Here is a 16,751-nt window from a genome sequence, read left to right on the forward strand (position 1 = left end):
GCCGCGCTGCGGGCTCAGGCGTTCAGCGGTTGGCGCGCGCTTGCAGCCAAGCCATCAACTCGACCAGCCCAGGCGGCACATTCCTGGCCTGACAGGCCAGGTAATAGCCTTTGCCGGTCATCACCTTGAGCCCGAACGGCATGCACAGCCTGCCGCTTTTCAGGTCGTCACCTATCAGCGCCCAATCACCTATGGCCACCCCGGTGCCCTGGGAGGCCATTGCCATGGCCATGTCCAAGGTTTCGAAATGCTGCCGGGGCCCTTGAGTGTCGAAGGCGACCCCAGCGGCCTGTAGCCATAGGCGCCAGTCATGTTCATCACGCGAGGGGTGCAGCAGCATGTGGCGCTGAAGATCCCCAACCTCTTTCAGTGGCACCGGCCCTGCCAGTAACGAGGGGGCGCATACCGGCGTGAGCTGTTCATCGAACAGCTTGCACACGTGCAGCCCATGGTTCGGCGCATCGCCGTAGACGACCGCTGCATCGAACCCTTCACGACGAAAATCCACGCCATGCTGCACTGTGGTGGTCAGCTCCACAGGCACATCCGGGCGCAGCGCCTGCCATTCCATCAGGCGCGGCAGCAACCAGCGCATCACGCAGGTCGGCGCCTTGAGCTGGAGGGTCGCGCTGCGCCCGCCCACTTCCCGTACGCCCTGATCGATCAAGGCAAATACCTGCTGCACGCGCGGCAGCCAGTCTTGCCCTTCACGGGTCAGGCTCAGGCCACGGGCCTGGCGCTGGAACAAGGCGTACCCCAGGTGCTCTTCGAGCCCCGCGATCTGCCGGCTGACGGCGCCCTGGGTGATATGCAACTGCTGTGCGGCACGGGTGAAGTTGCAGTGCTGGGCGGTGATCAGGAAGGTGTGCAGGGAGGAAAGCGGTGGTAGGCGTTTCATCGCTCAAGCCATGATTTAAAGACATGGCTAGTATGCTTTTTTTTGCCTTGTCGCGATAGCCCCGGTTGGGTCCAATGAGCGCAGATTCCAACGGATACAAGGTGAAACGTGATGGCTACCTGCGGCGAAGTACTGGTCAAACTCCTCGAAAGCTATGGCGTTGACCATGTTTTCGGCATTCCCGGCGTGCATACCGTGGAACTCTACCGAGGCCTGGCGGGCTCGTCGATCCGGCATGTCACACCGCGCCACGAGCAAGGCGCGGGCTTCATGGCTGACGGCTATGCGCGTACGCGTGGCACGCCGGGGGTATGTTTCATCATCACCGGCCCCGGGATGACCAACATCACCACCGCGATGGGCCAGGCTTACGCTGATTCGATCCCGATGCTGGTGATTTCCAGCGTGCAGTCGCGCAGCCAGCTGGGCGGGGGGCGTGGCAAGCTGCACGAGCTGCCCAACCAGAGCGCCCTGGTGGCTGGGGTGGCCGCGTTCTCGCACACCTTGATGAGCGCTGATGACTTGCCGCAGGTACTGGCGCGCGCGTTCGCCGTGTTCGATGGCGCCCGGCCGCGCCCGGTTCATATCGAGATTCCGTTGGATGTGCTGGTCGAGCCTGCCGACCACTTGCTACCGGGGCGCCCTGTGCGCAGTAGCCGTGCGGGCGCCGCGCCGCAGGCGGTGGCACGGATGGCCGAACGTCTGGGCAAGGCGCGCAAGCCATTGATCCTGGCCGGCGGCGGTGCGTTGGCTGCCGGCCCTGCGTTGGCGCGCATGGCCGAGTATCTGCAGGCACCGGTGGCACTCACCATCAATGCCAAGGGCCTGCTGCCCTCTGACCATCCGTTGCAGATCGGTTCGACCCAGTCGCTGGTCGCTACCCGTGCGCTGGTGGCAGAGGCAGATGTCGTGCTGGCGATTGGCACCGAGCTGGCTGAAACCGACTACGACGTGACATTCAAGGGCGGCTTTGAAATCCCTGGCGCACTGCTGCGCATCGACATCGATCCGGACCAGACCGTACGCAACTACCTGCCGGAGCTGGCGCTGGTCGCCGATGCCGAGCTGGCAGCGCAGGCACTGCTCGATGCCCTGCACGACCTGCCACAGCCTGCTCGCGATGGCGCGTGGGGGGCGGCACGCGTAGCGCGCCTGCGCGCGTCACTGAGCGCGACATGGGACCCGCCAACCCTGAGCCAGACCCGTTTGCTGACCAGCATTCTGGAACGTTTGCCCAACGCCATCCTGGTGGGCGATTCGACGCAGCCTGTGTACAGCGGCAACCTGACCCTGGATATGGACCAGCCACGCCGTTGGTTCAATGCCTCGACCGGCTACGGCACCTTGGGTTATGCGCTGCCAGCGGCGATGGGGGCGTGGCTGGGCAGTGCCGAGCGACCCGCCGCGCGTGCCCCGGCAGTGTGCCTGATCGGGGACGGTGGGCTGCAGTTCACTTTGCCGGAGCTGGCCAGTGCGGTGGAGGCCCAGGTGCCGCTTATCGTGCTGTTGTGGAACAACCAGGGCTATGAGGAAATCAAGAAGTACATGGTCAACCGTGCCATCGAACCGGTCGGGGTGGATATCCATACCCCCGATTTCATCGGCGTGGCACGTGCCTTGGGGGCTGAAGCGGAACAGGTCGGCGATGTGCAGCAGCTGCAGGCGGCCCTGGGGAGGGCCGTGGAGCGTAATGGGCCGACGTTGATCCAGGTCGATCAGAACCAGTGGCAGGCAGCGGTCAAAGGCTGAGCCCGCAAACCATCACCCGGCACTGGCCCGCAGCCGTGCCACATCCCGGATCGGCGGGGCGCCATACAGCCGGCTGTATTCGCGGCTGAACTGCGAGGGGCTTTCATAGCCCACCCGATAACCTGCCACCGCCGCCTCGAGGCCGTCGTTGAGCATCAGGCGGCGGGCCTCCTGCAGGCGCAATTGCTTCTGGTATTGCAACGGGCTCATGGAGGTCACGGCCTTGAACCTGTGGTGCAAGGTTGACGTGCTGAGGTTGACCTCACGCGCCAGGTCCTCGATGCGCAGCGGCTGCTGGAAGTTCTGGTTGAGCCAGGTAATGGCTTGGCACACTCGGTGCGTCTGGCTGTTGGCCAGGGCTATTTCATACAGGCGGTAGCCCTGAGGGCCGCGCAGCAGTCGGTAAAGGATCTCCCGGCGGATCAGCGGCGCGAGCATGGCGATGTCACGCGGCGAGTCCAGCAGGCGAATCAGCCGCAGCAGTGCGTCGAGCAGTTGCGGGTCGGTCCTTTCCACGTACAGGCCGCGGCCTGAGGGCAGGTTGGGCACCAGCATCGGCCCGCTTTCGGCGATCAACTGGCTGATCTCGGCCGGGTCGAGGTCCAGGCGCAGGCCCAGGCTGGGGTTTTCCGGGCTGGCATCGAGCTTCGCGCCGCTGAGCGGCAGGGTCACCGACACCACCATGTAATGCAGCGGGTCGTAGGCATACTGCTCGTCGCCCAGAAACAGCGTCTTGCTGCCCTGCGCAAGGACACACAGGGCCGGCTGGGCCAAGGTCGGCACCGAGCGCACATTCTCGGTGTAGCGCACCAGGTACAGGTCGTCGATGGCCGACGCGGGGCCGTGGGCCTCGCCGGCATGTCGTCCGATCAGCTCGGCCAGTTCCTGGCGCTGTACTTCCAGAGTCGGATCAATGGACGGGACGGGGGTCATGATGGCTTTCCTCTGCTGACCGACGCAGCATAGGTTTGGGCAAGGGTGGGCGCTAGTCCAAAGCTGCACGTCGATTGCCTGATCCTGCCGCGCGGCAGGATCAGGCAATCGACGTGCAGTAATGGCCTAACGCGCCGCGCGAGGGCGCCACTAACCTTGGCAGCCTGGTTTTCCCGTCCATCTGCTCCAAGGAGATCGTGCAATGGCCCTTCTACAACCGGTCACCCATTTGGCTTTCATCCGTGCCAGCAGTGGTCGCTCGGCAGAGCTCGGCGTGCGTTTGCGGGACCTGCTCGAACCCTCGCTGAGCGCGCCTGGCTGCCTGAGCTTTACCGTACAGCGCTCGCAGGCCGATGCCGATCTGTGGCTGCTCAGCGGGAGCTGGCGTGACCAGCAGGCGATGACAGGTTATTTCGAGTCGCCGGCCCTGCAGGTGTTCGGCGAGCTGGTGCAAGCCCAGGTGGTCAGCAGCCTGGATCTGCATACCTTTGGTTGAATGCCACGCCGCGCGGGGTAGAATCCCGCCCCTCGATCAACGACGCGGATTGCAACAATGGCACGTAAAGAATTCCCGCATTTCGAAGCGGTTTCGGCGATGGTCCCGGTGGAGGGCGGCGGTTACCACGCTGCTATCGCGGTCAAGGCCTTGGGCATGGGGGGAGCGCCGCGTTTCCACAAGGTGCTCGATGGCCAGGTGTTCAAGAGCGCCATGGCGGCCGACGAGGCCGCCTGCGCTGAGCTTGATCGCCTCAAGGGCGTGGGTGAAGAAGGCCAATTGCTCTGGTGATCACACCTGTGGCCTTCTCATCTTGAACAGGTTGCCCAGTTCGAAGTAGTCCGCCAGGCCACCGCCTCGCAAGATCGGCTCGGCGGCCGCGGTATCGTAAATACCCTCCTTGAGCAGGTGCTCAGCGATGTGCACCGCCACCACTTCGCCCAGTATCAGCCAGCTCGGCACCGGCTCCTGGTCGGCCCGCGTGAGCTGGACGATCTGGCTCACCTTGCATTCGAAGGCCACCGGGGTTTCGCCCACGCGGGGCACCTTCACCAGGCTCGACGGGGTTGCGCTCAACCCGCTCAAGTCGAATTCGTTGACCTCTGCCGGTACGGCTGCGCAGCTCTGGTTCATGGCTTCGGCCAGCGGGCGGGTGGCCAGGTTCCAGACGAACTCGCCGGTCTGCTCGATATTGTTCAGGCTGTCTTTGCGCCCGACGCTGCAGAAACCGATGATTGGCGGGATGTAGTTGAAGGCATTGAAGAAACTGTAGGGCGCGAGGTTCAAGCGGCCTTCGCGGTCCTGGGAGGAGATCCAGCCGATCGGACGTGGGCCGACGATGGCATTGAACGGGTCGTGGGGCAGGCCGTGGCCTTTGGCGGGTTCGTAGTAGTACATCTGCGGGGCTTGGGGCCCTACCTCCAGAGGGGACGAGGCGCCTAGTGTGCCAAGCTTGTGCCCGCCTGGAAATGATCAAGCCCGACCGAGGCCGGGCTGGTGGCACGCATCAGGGATCAGCTGATGCGGTGGGCGTTGGTGCGATCGAAGCCGTCTTCGGCGAAGCGTTGTGCGCCAGTGCGGTCGAAGCCGTCTTCGGCGAAGCGCTGTGCGCCAGTGCGGTCGAAGCCATCTTCGGCGAAGCGTTGTGCGCCAGTGCGGTCGAAGCCGTCTTCGGCGAAGCGTTGTGCGCCAGTGCGGTCGAAGCCGTCTTCGGCGAAGCGCTGTGCACCGGTACGGTCGAAACCGTCTTCAGCGTAAGTGGCCGCTTGGCTGTGGGCCGCTGCGAAGCTGTGGCCGTTGGTGCGATCGAATCCATCTTCGGCAAAGGCGCCAGTGGCGAAAACCGAGAAGGCCAGGGTAAGGATCAGTTTGTTTTTCATGGTCGTTGCTCCGTTGGGTTCGAAAGGTGTTTCGTTTCTATGGGTTCAATGCTACGCCGATTAATTTGATTGAAAAGCGCAAAAATCCGCGCTAACAGATCGAATTAGTAGATGTTTTTGGGCCCGCCAATGGCGAACATCGCACTTGGTGAAGCCACCGGAACGCCGGTGAGGCAGTTCGCGTGCAAAGGGCTTGTCAGCGTATGCAGGATGGCGCAGCGGAATTAATGCGGAGTTAAGGCGGGTATTGGGTTGGCTGAAGGGCAGGTGTCACGGGCGGCAGAACACTCGAACCCTGCACTCTGCGGCATCACAAATGCGTTTTTGCACAATGAAAAAAGGGGCGCCCAGTTACTTGGGCGCCCCTTTTCAAACCGCAGGATCACGGTCAGTCAGTCGTAATCCGCGAATGCTGCTTGGTGTCCTTCATGGTTGCGTACACCAACAACGAACAAGCGATGCACGCTGTGACGTACCAGTAGAAACCGCTCTCCATCCCGGCGCTCTTGAACCACAGGGCTACGTATTCTGCGGTGCCGCCGAAGATCGAGACGGTCAGGGCGTAAGGCAGACCGACGCCCAGCGCGCGAATCTCGGTCGGGAACAGTTCCGCCTTGACCACGGCGTTGATCGAGGTGTAACCGCTGACGATGATCAACGCGGCCATGATCAGGAAGAACGCACCCCACCAGGTCTGGATGGTGTGCAGGGTGCTGAGGATCGGCACGGTGAACAGGGTGCCCAGCACGCCAAAGGCAATCAGGATCGGGCGACGGCCGATCTTGTCGGACAGGCCGCCAATGATTGGCTGGAGGCACATGAACAGGAACAGCGTGGCCGCCGAGATGGTGGTCGAATCACTGATGCTCATGCCGACGGTGTTGACCAGGTACTTCTGCATGTAGGTGGTGTAGGTATAGAAGGCCAAGGTGCCGCCCATGGTCAGGCCGACCACGGTCATCAGTTCCTTGGGGTGGCGCATCAGGGTGCGCATCAGGCTTTCCTTGGCCTTTTCCTTCTTGGTGAACGAGGCGGTTTCTTCCATGCCACGGCGCAGATACAGCGCGACCACCGCGCACAGTGCGCCAATCACGAACGGCACGCGCCAGCCCCAGGCATACAGTTGCTCGGTGGTCAGCGTCTGCTGCAGAACGATCAGTACCGCCAGGGCGATGAGCTGGCCGGAGATCAGGGTGACGTACTGGAAGCTGGAGAAGAAACCACGGCGGTCCTTGCTGGCCATTTCGCTGAGGTAGGTAGCTGAGGTGCCGTATTCACCACCTACCGACAGGCCCTGCAGCAGGCGGGCGATGACCAGCAGGACGGGGGCGGCGACGCCGATGGTTTCGTAACCCGGCGTCAGGGCTATAACCAGGGAGCCGGCGCACATCAGCAGCACAGACGCCATCAACGCAGCCTTGCGCCCCTTGCGGTCGGCGTAAAGGCCCATCAGCCAGCCACCGATCGGGCGCATGAGGAAGCCCACGGCGAAGATCGCGGCAGTGTTGAGCAGTTGTGCGGTGGAGTCGCCGGCCGGGAAGAAGGCCTTGGCGAAATACAGCGAGAATGCTGCGTAGACGTACCAGTCGTACCATTCGACCATGTTGCCGATGGAGCCGCTGAAGATCGACTTGAGGCGGCTGGCGGTGGTTCTTTCTGCGGCGGGCGCGACAGCTGCCCCGGTTGGCAGGGAGGTGGCGTTATCCATCAGGGATACCTTCTCGTTGTTTTTGTGGAGCGCGCCGAAGCGCAGCTTGCCAGCAAGATTGCAGAAGGTGTGCCAAACGGGTGCGTGGTGATTCATTTGAGGGCGCGTCGCGCCGTTGGTGGGCGTGCCGGGGCCACGGGAGGCGCGCTGCTGCTGGCCCGTCGCGGTTGCATCGGCGCGAGCTCGCAGGTGAGGAACTGCAGGGCAGGCCTATGAAAATACGTAGCAGTAAGCGGATTTTTGCTTATTGAGGTAAGCCTATAGGCGGATTTCCGCTCATTCCCTTGCGATGAAATCCTCGCGTACCAGCCCATGGCGCTGCATTTTTTCGTTGAGGGTGCGCCTGGGCAGTTGCAGGTCGTGCATCACCCCTTTGATTTCGCCCTTGTGCAAGCGCAGTGCCGCGCGCAGGCATTGCGCCTCGAACGCTTCCATCTGCGCTGCCAGGGAATGGCCTGCAGGCAAGCTGTCCAGGCTCGGCGAACCCAACCCCAGGGCGTGGCGTTCGGCGGCATTGGCCAGTTCCCGCACGTTGCCCGGCCAGTCATGGGACAGCAGCTGCGCCAGTTGCGTCCCCGACAGCGGCGGGGCTGAGCGGCCGAGTTTCTGCGCGGCGGCATGGGCGAAATGTTCGAACAACAGCGGGATGTCCTCGCGCCGCTCGCGCAACGGCGCCAGGCGCAGCTCGGCGACATTCAGGCGGTAGGCCAGGTCTTCGCGAAAACGCCCGGCCCGCGCTTCTTCAAGCAGGTCAGGCTTGGTTGCGGCGATGATTCGCAGGTCCACACTGATGCTCTGATTGGCCCCCAGCCTTTCCAGCTTCTGCTCCTGGATCACCCGCAGCAGTTTGGCTTGCTGGGCCAGTGGCATGCTTTCTATTTCATCGAGAAATACCGTGCCGCCGTTGGCATATTCGAGCTTGCCGATGCGCTTGCCCTGGGCGCCGGTAAAGGCACCGCTTTCGTGGCCGAACAGCTCGGCTTCGAACAGCGACTCAGGAATGGCTGCGCAGTTGAGTGCCACGAAGGGTTTGCCAGCACGCGGGCCGAAGTCGTGCAGGCAGCGCGCCACACGCTCCTTGCCACTGCCGGTTTCGCCGCGGATGAGCACATTGACCGGCAGGCTGGCCAGGTCCAGCACCTGCCGACGCAATTGTTGCAGGCCTTGGGACATACCCAGAAGCGTGGATTCCAGGCGCGACTTGAGGTCTGCCTGCTCATGCAGGCGGCGGTTCTCCAGCACCAGTTGGCGCTTCTCCAGCGCGCGGCGCAGGCTACCGAGCAGGTGCTGTGGGGTGAAAGGTTTTTCCAGGAAGTCATAGGCACCGTTGCGCATGGCTTCCACCGCCATCGGCACATCGCCATGCCCGGTCAGCAGGATGATCGGCAGGTCCGGGTCATCGGCCTGCACGCGCTCGAGCAGCTGCAAGCCACCCATGCCCGGCATGCGCACGTCACTGATCACGACCCCTGGAAAATGACGGGGCAACTGAGCCAGGCAGTCCTCGGCGCGGGCGAACAATTGCACGTTGAAACCTGACAGGTTCAACCATTGCTCGACGGCGCTTCGAATGCTGGCTTCATCATCGACGACGATCACTGAATTCAACATACAGGCTCCAGGTCGCGGGGCAGAGTTAGGCTCAGGCGCGCACCGCCTGGCAGGTTTTCGGCCTGCAGCTGGCCGCCGGCCTCATGGATGATGCCATAGGAAATCGCCAGGCCCAGGCCGAGCCCCTCACCCACGGGTTTGGTGGTGAAGAAGGGGTCGAACACTTTGGCCAGGTCGGGCTCGGCAATCCCGCCGCCAGAGTCGAGCACGCTCAGGCGCCATTGATCGTGCTCGGGCTCGATGCGGATTTCCAGGCGTTTGTAACGTTTGTCGGCCATGGCGTCGAGGGCGTTGCGCAGCAGGTTTATCAGCACCTGCTCCAGGCGGATCGCATCACCGCGCACCCATGCCGGGCGGGCCAGGTAGAGCGCCACTTCGACCTCGTCGTTACGGATGCGTGTGTCCAGCAGGTGCAAGGCCTGATCGACGACGGTCGCCAGGTCCAGCCGCTCGCGCAGACCGACCGGGCTGTTACGGGCGAAGGTTTTCAGGTGGCTGGTCAGCGCGGCCATGCGCGTGAGCATCTGCTCCAGCGGCTCCAGCGCCTGGCGTGCCTCTTCGTAACGGCCGTGATCAAGCAGCAGGCGCAGGGTCTCCAGTTGCATGCGCTGGGTTGTCAGTGGCTGGTTGATCTCGTGGGCCATGGCGGCTGACATCTGCCCCAGTGCGGCCAGCTTGGCCGACTGCACCAGGCCCTCCTGGGCGGTACGCAGCTCGCGGGTGCGCTCTTCCACCTGGCGCTTGAGCTCTTCGCGGCTGCGCCGGCGCAAGCGGGCCAGGCGCAGCCGCTGGCTGACCAACAGTGCGGCGAACACCAGGCTCAGCCACGCGGCGGCTGCGCCCAGGGCTGCGTTACGGCCATCAGCGGCCAGTTGTGGTTTGCGCAACAGGTGCAAGGTCCAGTCTTCACTTTCCAGCGGCAGGCTTTCCCACAGGTACTCGGCCGGCCCATCAGGCCCCTGCACGCGGCTGAGGGTGCTGTTGCTGGCGAAGCGGGTCAGCACCTGATGCTGCAGCGCTACCAGCGGCTGCTTGTCGTACTGGCGGGTCTCGGCCAGTTCTGCCCGATCGGGGCCGCTGAGCGGTTGCAGTTCGCGGTAGCGCCAGCCGTCCTGGTTGGCGATGAAGGTGATACCGCGGGCGTCGCTGACCAGTAGGATGTCGTTGCCCTGGCGCCACTCGCGTTCAAGTTCGGGAAACTCCAGCTTGACCACCATGGCCCCGAGAAAGCGCCCTTGTTCATCGGTGACTGCACTGGACAGGAAATACCCCGGCACGCCGCTGGTCACGCCCACGGCATAGAAACGGCCGCTGCCCTGGCTGCGGGTTTGCTTGAAATACGGGCGAAAGCCGTAGTTGGAGCCTACGTAGGTGGTGGGCAGCCGCCAGTTGCTGGCCGCGACGGCCAGCCCGGTGCTGTCGAGCAGCTCCAGGGTGGAGGAATTGGCGGCACCATTGATGCGTTCGAGCTTGCGGTTGAGTGCGTTCTGCACCGGCTCGCTGATCGGGCCGCGCAGTGCCTGGATCAGTTCAGGGTCCAGCGCCAGCACCGCAGGCAGGGCGCGATAGCGTTCGATCAAGGTATGCAGCGAGGTGGCGTACAGCCCCAACTGTTGGCTGGCGCGGCGGGCATCCTCCTCCATGGCTTGGCGCTTGGCCTGTTGCATGGCCCAGCCGGCACTGAGCGCAGTGCCGGCCAGGATCAGCAGGGTGATCAGCCCCAAACGCAGGGCGCGAAAGGAAAATGGCATGGGGCAGGTCCGGATGATGGGGTTGTCCGTACCGTCCTGTCGCCGTCAAGCCAGCGAGAGGACGGTAAGGCTTGCAGGTCCGTTACAGCAGGTTGAAGCCCTTTTGTTGCACCGCCTCTGAGTCCAGGCCGACCTGGACATTGAACGCGCCAGGCTCAGCGACCCGCTGCAGCTGCCCATTGAAGAACTTCAGGTCCTCTTCGCTGATACGGAAGGCCAAGGTCCGCGACTCTCCGGCCTTGAGCATCACTTTCTGGAAGTTCTTGAGCTCTTTGACCGGACGGCTCATGGATGCCGCGACGTCCTGCAGGTACAACTGGACCACGGTCTCGCCATCGACGTTGCCGGTGTTCTTCACCGTCACCTTGGCCTCCAGCGTGTCGCCGCGCTTGAGGTCCTTGTGCGACAGGTTCAGCCCCGACAGTTCGAAAGTGCTGTAGCTCAAGCCGTAACCGAATGGATACAGCGGGCCGTTTGGCTCTTCGAAGTACTGTGAGGTGTAGTTGCCCGGCTTGCCTGGGGTGAACGGGCGGCCAATGCGCGTGTGGTTGTAATACATCGGGATCTGCCCGACCGAACGCGGGAAGGTAATGGCCAGCTTGCCCGACGGGTTGTAGTCACCGAACAGCACGTCGGCGATGGCATTGCCGCCCTCGGTGCCAGCGAACCAGGTTTCCAGGATGGCATCGGCCTGTTCGCGCTCCCAGGCGATCGACAACGGCCGGCCGTTCATCAGCACCAGCACCAGCGGCTTGCCGGTGGCTTTCAGGGCCTTGATCAGCTCGCGCTGGCTGGCCGGGATCTCCAGGGTGGTGCGGCTGGACGACTCGTGGGACATGCCGCGGGACTCGCCCACCACCGCCACCACCACATCGGATTGTTTCGCTGCCTTGACCGCTTCATCGATCAGCACCGCGGCCGGGCGCGGATCGTCAACGATTTCCGGGGCATCGAAGTTGAGGAAGTTGAGGTAATCGACGATCGCCTTGTCGCCGGTAACGTTGGAGCCTTTGGCGTAGACCAGCTTGGCCTTGCCCTCGACGGCGCGACGCAGGCCTTCGCGCACGGTGACCGAGTGCATCGGCTTACCGTCGGCAGCCCAGCTGCCCATCATGTCGATCGGCGCATCGGCCAGCGGGCCGACCAGGGCAATGGTGCCGGTTTTTTTCAGCGGCAGGGTCTGCTTGCGGTTTTCCAGCAGCACCAGGCTGCGGCGCGCCACGTCGCGCGCGGCCTCACGGTGCAGCCGGTCCTCGCCGTAGTAATCCTTCAGGTCGGTTTCGGCTTTGCCGATACGCACGTAAGGGTCCTTGAACAGGCCCATTTCATACTTGGCGCCCAGTACTTCGCGCACGGCCTGGTCCAGTTCGGCCTGGGTCACCTCGCCTGACTTGAGCAGCCCTGGCAGCTCTTCGCCGTACAGGGTGTCGTTCATGCTCATGTCGATGCCGGCCTTGATCGCCAGTTTGGCCGCTTCGCGACCATCATGGGCAACGCCATGGCGGATCAGCTCCTGGATGGCGCCATGGTCACTGATGGTCACGCCCTTGAAGCCCCACTCCTTGCGCAGCAGGTCGTTCATCAGCCAGGTATTGGAGGTGGCCGGCACGCCGTTGATCGAGTTCAGCGCTACCATCACCCCGCCGGCACCGGCGTCGAGCGCGGCGCGGTAGGGCGGCAGGTAGTCGTTGTACATCTTCGGCAGGCTCATATCGACCGTGTTGTAGTCGCGCCCGCCTTCCACCGCGCCATACAGGGCGAAGTGCTTGACGATGGCCATGATGCTGTCGGCGTTGGCCGGGCTGCTGCCCTGGAACGAGCGGACCATCGCCTGGCCGATCCGCGAGGTCAGGTAGGTGTCTTCACCGAAGCCCTCGCTGGTGCGGCCCCAGCGAGGGTCGCGGGCGATGTCGACCATGGGCGCAAAAGTCATGTCCAGGGCGTCGGCGGCGGCTTCGATGGCCGACGTGCGGCCGACCTTGGCGATGGCGTCCATGTCCCAGGTGGCAGCCAGCCCCAGGCCGATCGGGAAAATGGTGCGCTCGCCGTGGATGGTGTCGTAGGCGAAGAACATCGGAATCTTCAGGCGGCTGCGCATGGCGGCGTCCTGCATGGGCCGGTTCTCGGGGGCGGTGCGCGAGTTGAAAGTACCGCCGATACGGCCTGCGGCGATTTCCTCACGGATCTTTTCCCGTGGCATCTCCGGGCCGATGCTGATCAGGCGCAACTGGCCGATCTTTTCTGCCTCGGTCATCTGGCTGATCAGATGCTCGATGAATGCCTGCTTGTCCTGCAGGGGCGGGGCGGTGGGGGCGGCAAGGGCCGCCTGACTGGCAAGGCCCAAGGCCAGGCCCAGCAAAGACAGTTTCATCATGAATCCCGTTGTCGAGGCCTGTGCCGTATCCACAGTGATACGCGCGCGGCAGAAGTTTTCAGGCGGCTATTGTTGTACGATTTACCGGCATTAATTCCAGCGGCGGATTATGCCTGATTATGTCGCTCGCTGAGGATCGCCCGCGTGCCGGGACAACAACTATAAAAACGATCAGAGACCGAAGGCATGACCCCCCTCGACGAATACCAGCAGCGCCAGATCGCTGAGGCCATAGCGCGCGTGGAACGGCGCACCGATGCCGAGCTGGTGACCGTGCTGGCCCGACGCGCCGATGATTACCCCTATCTTCCACTGTTTTGGGCCGCCGTGCTGGCGCTGGCGGGGCCTGGCCTGCTGCAGCTGGTGCTGGGCTGGCCGGTTGGGCACGCGCTGCTGGTGGCCAACCTGCTGCTGTTCATTGGCCTGTGCGCGCTGCTGCGCATCCCACGCCTGAACGCCTGGTTGGTCCCCCCTGCGCTGCGCCGCTGGCGGGCATCGCGCCTGGCCCGGCAACAGTTTCGCGAGCAGAGACTGCATTGCACGGCCAAGGGGGCCGGGGTGCTGATCTTCGTGGCCGAAGCTGAGCTGCATGTGGAGATTCTGGTCGATCAAGGTATCGATCGGCACCTCGATGCCCATGCGCGTGCGGTGATCGGCGCCCGCTTTGCCGAGCAGGTGCGCCAGGGCCACACCCTTCTGGGCTTCATCGAGTGCATCGAGGCTTGCGGTGAGCGGCTGTGCGAGCACGTGCCACGCACCCACGCAGGCAACGAGCTGCCGAACCGCCTGGTGATTCTGGAGTGAACCACGCCCATCGCGAAAACCTTCGCCTGAGCCGGGCATCAACGTAGAATGCGCGGCATTGTGCAACGCACTCACCGCTATCCGAGGCACCTGTTTTCCATGTCCGCCAGTACTTCCGCTTCCATCGCGCCGGATGCGCGCGCCCAGTTTCTCGACCTGCTGAGCGCTGCCTTGCACGGCAACACCCTGGTCAAGCTGGTGCTGGCGCGCCATATCGGCACCGACCCGACCCTGCAGCGGATCATCGCCAAGCCGGTGCAGGTCAAAGGGCAGGCCAACCTGTCGCTGGTCTACCGCCATCAAACGCGCGACATCACCCGTAACGTGCCGCTGGAGCAGGTCCAGGCATTGATTGCCGGGCTGCTGCCGGAAAGCTTTCGCAATGCCCACTTGTTCGACGCCGAGGGCGAAGTGCAACTGACCTTCAGCAAAAAGGGCAAGCCGATGCTCCAGCGCCACGGTGCGCAGGCGCCGCGCGAAGCTGCTGCCAGCACGGGCCACGACCGCGAGAAGAAGCGTTATCTGGAACTGTCGCGCCCCTTCCTGCGTGATCTGGGTGTGACCGACGCACAGGGAGCGCTGATCCCGTCCATGTCGCGCAAGTGGAAGCAGATCAACAAGTTCGTTGAAGTGTTCGATCACGCCCTGGCCAATGCGCCGGTGCCGGCTGAGCAGGTGCTGCGGGTGGCCGACTTTGGCTCAGGCAAGGGCTACCTGACCTTCGCCATGCACGACTACCTGACCAACAGCCTGGGCCGCACGGCGCAGGTGACCGGGGTGGAGCTGCGTCCGGACATGGTCGATTTGTGCAATGCAGCCGCTTCGCGCCTGGAGCATCCGGGCCTTGAGTTTCAGTGCGGCGATGTGCGCAGCGTCGTACCCGAGGCCATCGAGGTGATGATCGCCCTGCATGCTTGCGACATTGCAACTGATTACGCGATCCACACGGGAATCCGTTGCAACGCCGCGATCATCATGTGCTCACCGTGCTGCCACAAGCAAATTCGCCCGCAACTGCAAAGCCCAGGCTTGCTGCAGCCGATGCTGCAATACGGGCTGCATCTGGGGCAACAGGCCGAGATGCTCACTGACAGCTTGCGCGCGCTGTATCTGGAAGCCTGTGGTTACGAGACCAAGGTGTTCGAGTTCATCTCGCTGGAGCACACCAACAAGAACAAGATGATTCTTGCCGTGAAACGCAAGCAGCCCGCACCGGCGCAAGCGTTGCTGGAGAAGATTGCGCAACTGAAAGCGTTTTATGGCGTGCAGGAGCATTGCCTGGAGACGTTGTTGCGAGGGGATGGTTTGATTTAAACCCGTCACGGGGCTAGCGGACCGGTCGGACCGTGGAGGTACGCCAGCCCCGAAAACGATAAACCTGCGCAGCTCTGCCATCAGCGCGCAGTCAGTGAGATCACCGCGACGCCAGCCACGATTACGAGTATTGAAGCAATTTTTCGGAATAAGCTTGTCGGCGCGATATCTTCGGTTAGCGTATTCGGAAAATACCGTGTTGCGACGTAACCGAAGAGAAGAACAAACAGTGGATGTATGCTGACGACGACGGATACCAGTGCAGCTCCACCACCTGCAGACAATGCAGCCATGAAAAAAACATAGCCGCCTACATCCAAGGTGTTGGTGGTGCCAAAAATGCAATATTCTTTGGTGGTTAGTCGCTTCAGGTCGTGAGTGATCAGCTTTCGGCAGAAGGGGACTAGCAAGAGCAGTACCCCGCCAAGTGCGTAGCCTGCAAAGTTGAAAAGCAGTACGGATTCCAGGCTTTTTGTTTTGAGTATTTCATCTGAGATGATGGTGGATGCCGCACCGAAAAAAGCGGACACCAAAATCATTGATAGGTGCCTCTTCTGGCCTAATCCGCTCATTGTTTTACGTGAAATACAGAGCAGCAGAATACCCCCGGTTATCAGCACGAATCCACTTGCCTGCCCGTATGTGGGGATCGAATTGAATAGCAATGCTGAGGCGATGAGAACGAACAGCGGTTCCGATTGATGGATCGGGATTACGGCGGAGACGTCCATTTCCTCCAGTGAATAGCTATAGGCGAAATATTGCAAGAATATTGCCAGGCCGGACAGTAAGTTTATACTCGCGGTCCAAGGGTCTAGATCAGATGGTCGAAGCAAAAAGTAAATGCCAATGGCGAAGAATATGTTGCCAATGCTCAGCAGAAAGGTGAATGAAATATAGTGCGATGTGATGTTATTGATCGCAAATTTGTCCACCATGTTAGAGAGACTCCACAGCAGTGGCGCCATCAGCGAAAAATATAACCAGCTCATGTTGGCCTGCCTAAAACTTCAAGAATCGTAGAGCGGCTATGGTTGAGTAATGCCGTCGAAAAATCATCGGTGTCATGGTCGAAAATGAAGGTATTCTGGTACAGAAACGCTTGAGAACTCTCGTAGGAAACGATGTTGTCTAATAAGTCAGGAGCTTCTTCAAATCTGGAGGAGTGATTTAGTTTTAAAAGCTTTATAGCGTTTCCATAATGTGCAGCCTCATCCCGGGCGGCATTTCTAATCCAAGTTGACAGGCAGTCGGGGCCGAGGCTATCAAAGAGGTTGAAGTCTTGTTTGTACGCCCGTGTACTTGTGATTTCATCGAATGCGATAGAAAGCAATACTGTGAATTCATCGGCGAGAAATGGCGCGATTGACCTAAAGTCTGGTTCCCTTGATCTGATTCTCTCATCGATGGATGCCTCACTTTGTCCGTAGAGAACGCTGTTGATTTTGCGGAGGCCTCGATAATGATTTTGCTCGTCCAAGTGCCAAAGGCAGACAAACTCCAGAAACTCATCGCTCAGGTCAAGATCATTCCGGCTTAAGAGGTAGGTGAGGAAATGTTTTGAGTCAAACTCAGAGCTCATGTCATGCCAGAAATTCTCCTCGCGGCTCTTGATTTTTTCTTTGCAACCAGTAATGGAGGTGGGAGACAGATCATTTAGTAACTCTACAGATGACCAGTCATAGGATTTGAGTCCAATAGCCGTTTTTTTGTAATTCATCGATGCATCCCTCA

The 16,751-nt window shown here is 61.8% G+C and carries 15 protein-coding genes; 5 read left to right on the forward strand and 10 right to left on the reverse strand.

All coding sequences use genetic code 11. The features are described from left to right. Window positions 1-22 precede the first annotated feature (22 nt). Complete coding sequence (locus JNA92_RS11615) at window positions 23-898, reverse strand: LysR substrate-binding domain-containing protein (protein WP_241804794.1); 876 nt, start codon at window positions 896-898, stop codon at window positions 23-25. A gap of 111 nt (window positions 899-1,009) precedes the next feature. On the opposite strand from JNA92_RS11615, the gene JNA92_RS11620 reads away from it, so the two are divergent. Continuing rightward, a complete protein-coding gene (locus JNA92_RS11620) occupies window positions 1,010-2,647 on the forward strand; it encodes a 5-guanidino-2-oxopentanoate decarboxylase (RefSeq protein ID WP_241804795.1) in 1,638 nt (545 codons plus the stop codon). Between the two features lie 12 nt (window positions 2,648-2,659). Here JNA92_RS11620 and JNA92_RS11625 read toward each other — a convergent pair whose 3' ends face one another. Beyond that, window positions 2,660-3,580, reverse strand: coding sequence for an AraC family transcriptional regulator (locus tag JNA92_RS11625; protein WP_241804796.1), 921 nt, complete (start codon window positions 3,578-3,580; stop codon window positions 2,660-2,662). Between the two features lie 202 nt (window positions 3,581-3,782). On the opposite strand from JNA92_RS11625, the gene JNA92_RS11630 reads away from it, so the two are divergent. Then, on the forward strand, window positions 3,783-4,076 hold the full coding sequence (locus JNA92_RS11630) for an antibiotic biosynthesis monooxygenase family protein (protein ID WP_241804797.1): 294 nt from the start codon (window positions 3,783-3,785) through the stop codon (window positions 4,074-4,076). Window positions 4,077-4,133: 57 nt separating this feature from the next. Beyond that, window positions 4,134-4,367 (forward strand): hypothetical protein, encoded by a 234-nt coding sequence (locus tag JNA92_RS11635; protein ID WP_241804798.1) that lies wholly within the window; start codon window positions 4,134-4,136, stop codon window positions 4,365-4,367. Here JNA92_RS11635 and JNA92_RS11640 read toward each other — a convergent pair whose 3' ends face one another. From JNA92_RS11640 to bglX, 6 genes are all read right to left on the reverse strand, one after another. Beyond that, a complete protein-coding gene (locus JNA92_RS11640) occupies window positions 4,368-4,973 on the reverse strand; it encodes a flavin reductase family protein (protein ID WP_241804799.1) in 606 nt (201 codons plus the stop codon). Between the two features lie 116 nt (window positions 4,974-5,089). Next, window positions 5,090-5,455, reverse strand: a complete 366-nt coding sequence (locus JNA92_RS11645) for a heme utilization protein (protein WP_241804800.1) — start codon at window positions 5,453-5,455, stop codon at window positions 5,090-5,092. Window positions 5,456-5,843: 388 nt separating this feature from the next. Further along, a complete protein-coding gene (locus JNA92_RS11650) occupies window positions 5,844-7,163 on the reverse strand; it encodes an MFS transporter (protein WP_241804801.1) in 1,320 nt (439 codons plus the stop codon). Between the two features lie 276 nt (window positions 7,164-7,439). Further along, window positions 7,440-8,774: a sigma-54-dependent transcriptional regulator gene (locus JNA92_RS11655; protein ID WP_241804802.1), complete on the reverse strand. Its 1,335-nt coding sequence runs from the start codon at window positions 8,772-8,774 to the stop codon at window positions 7,440-7,442. Continuing rightward, the gene (locus JNA92_RS11660; protein ID WP_241804803.1) at window positions 8,768-10,525 is read right to left on the reverse strand and encodes an ATP-binding protein; all 1,758 of its coding nucleotides are present in this window, start codon (window positions 10,523-10,525) and stop codon (window positions 8,768-8,770) included. The genes JNA92_RS11655 and JNA92_RS11660 overlap by 7 nt, the downstream gene beginning before the upstream one ends. Before the next feature lie 82 nt (window positions 10,526-10,607). Continuing rightward, window positions 10,608-12,899 carry a beta-glucosidase BglX gene (gene bglX, locus JNA92_RS11665; protein WP_241804804.1) on the reverse strand — a complete coding sequence of 764 codons (2,292 nt, stop codon included), beginning with the start codon at window positions 12,897-12,899 and terminating at the stop codon, window positions 10,608-10,610. Window positions 12,900-13,085: 186 nt separating this feature from the next. On the opposite strand from bglX, the gene JNA92_RS11670 reads away from it, so the two are divergent. Both JNA92_RS11670 and JNA92_RS11675 read left to right on the forward strand, forming a co-directional pair. Next, window positions 13,086-13,703: a TPM domain-containing protein gene (locus JNA92_RS11670; RefSeq protein ID WP_241804805.1), complete on the forward strand. Its 618-nt coding sequence runs from the start codon at window positions 13,086-13,088 to the stop codon at window positions 13,701-13,703. Window positions 13,704-13,802: 99 nt separating this feature from the next. Then, window positions 13,803-15,017, forward strand: a complete 1,215-nt coding sequence (locus tag JNA92_RS11675) for a class I SAM-dependent methyltransferase (RefSeq protein ID WP_241804806.1) — start codon at window positions 13,803-13,805, stop codon at window positions 15,015-15,017. An 80-nt stretch (window positions 15,018-15,097) separates the two neighbouring features. On the opposite strand, the gene JNA92_RS11680 is transcribed toward JNA92_RS11675, so the two are convergent. Together JNA92_RS11680 and JNA92_RS11685 are read right to left on the reverse strand one after the other, a co-directional pair. Then, window positions 15,098-16,009 carry an EamA family transporter gene (locus JNA92_RS11680; protein WP_241804807.1) on the reverse strand — a complete coding sequence of 304 codons (912 nt, stop codon included), beginning with the start codon at window positions 16,007-16,009 and terminating at the stop codon, window positions 15,098-15,100. Next, window positions 16,006-16,737, reverse strand: a complete 732-nt coding sequence (locus tag JNA92_RS11685; RefSeq protein ID WP_241804808.1) for a hypothetical protein — start codon at window positions 16,735-16,737, stop codon at window positions 16,006-16,008. Before JNA92_RS11685 ends, JNA92_RS11680 begins: the two co-directional genes overlap by 4 nt. Window positions 16,738-16,751: the final 14 nt, after the last annotated feature.

This window comes from Pseudomonas putida (genome assembly GCF_022627325.1).
GTDB lineage: Bacteria > Pseudomonadota > Gammaproteobacteria > Pseudomonadales > Pseudomonadaceae > Aquipseudomonas > Aquipseudomonas putida_X.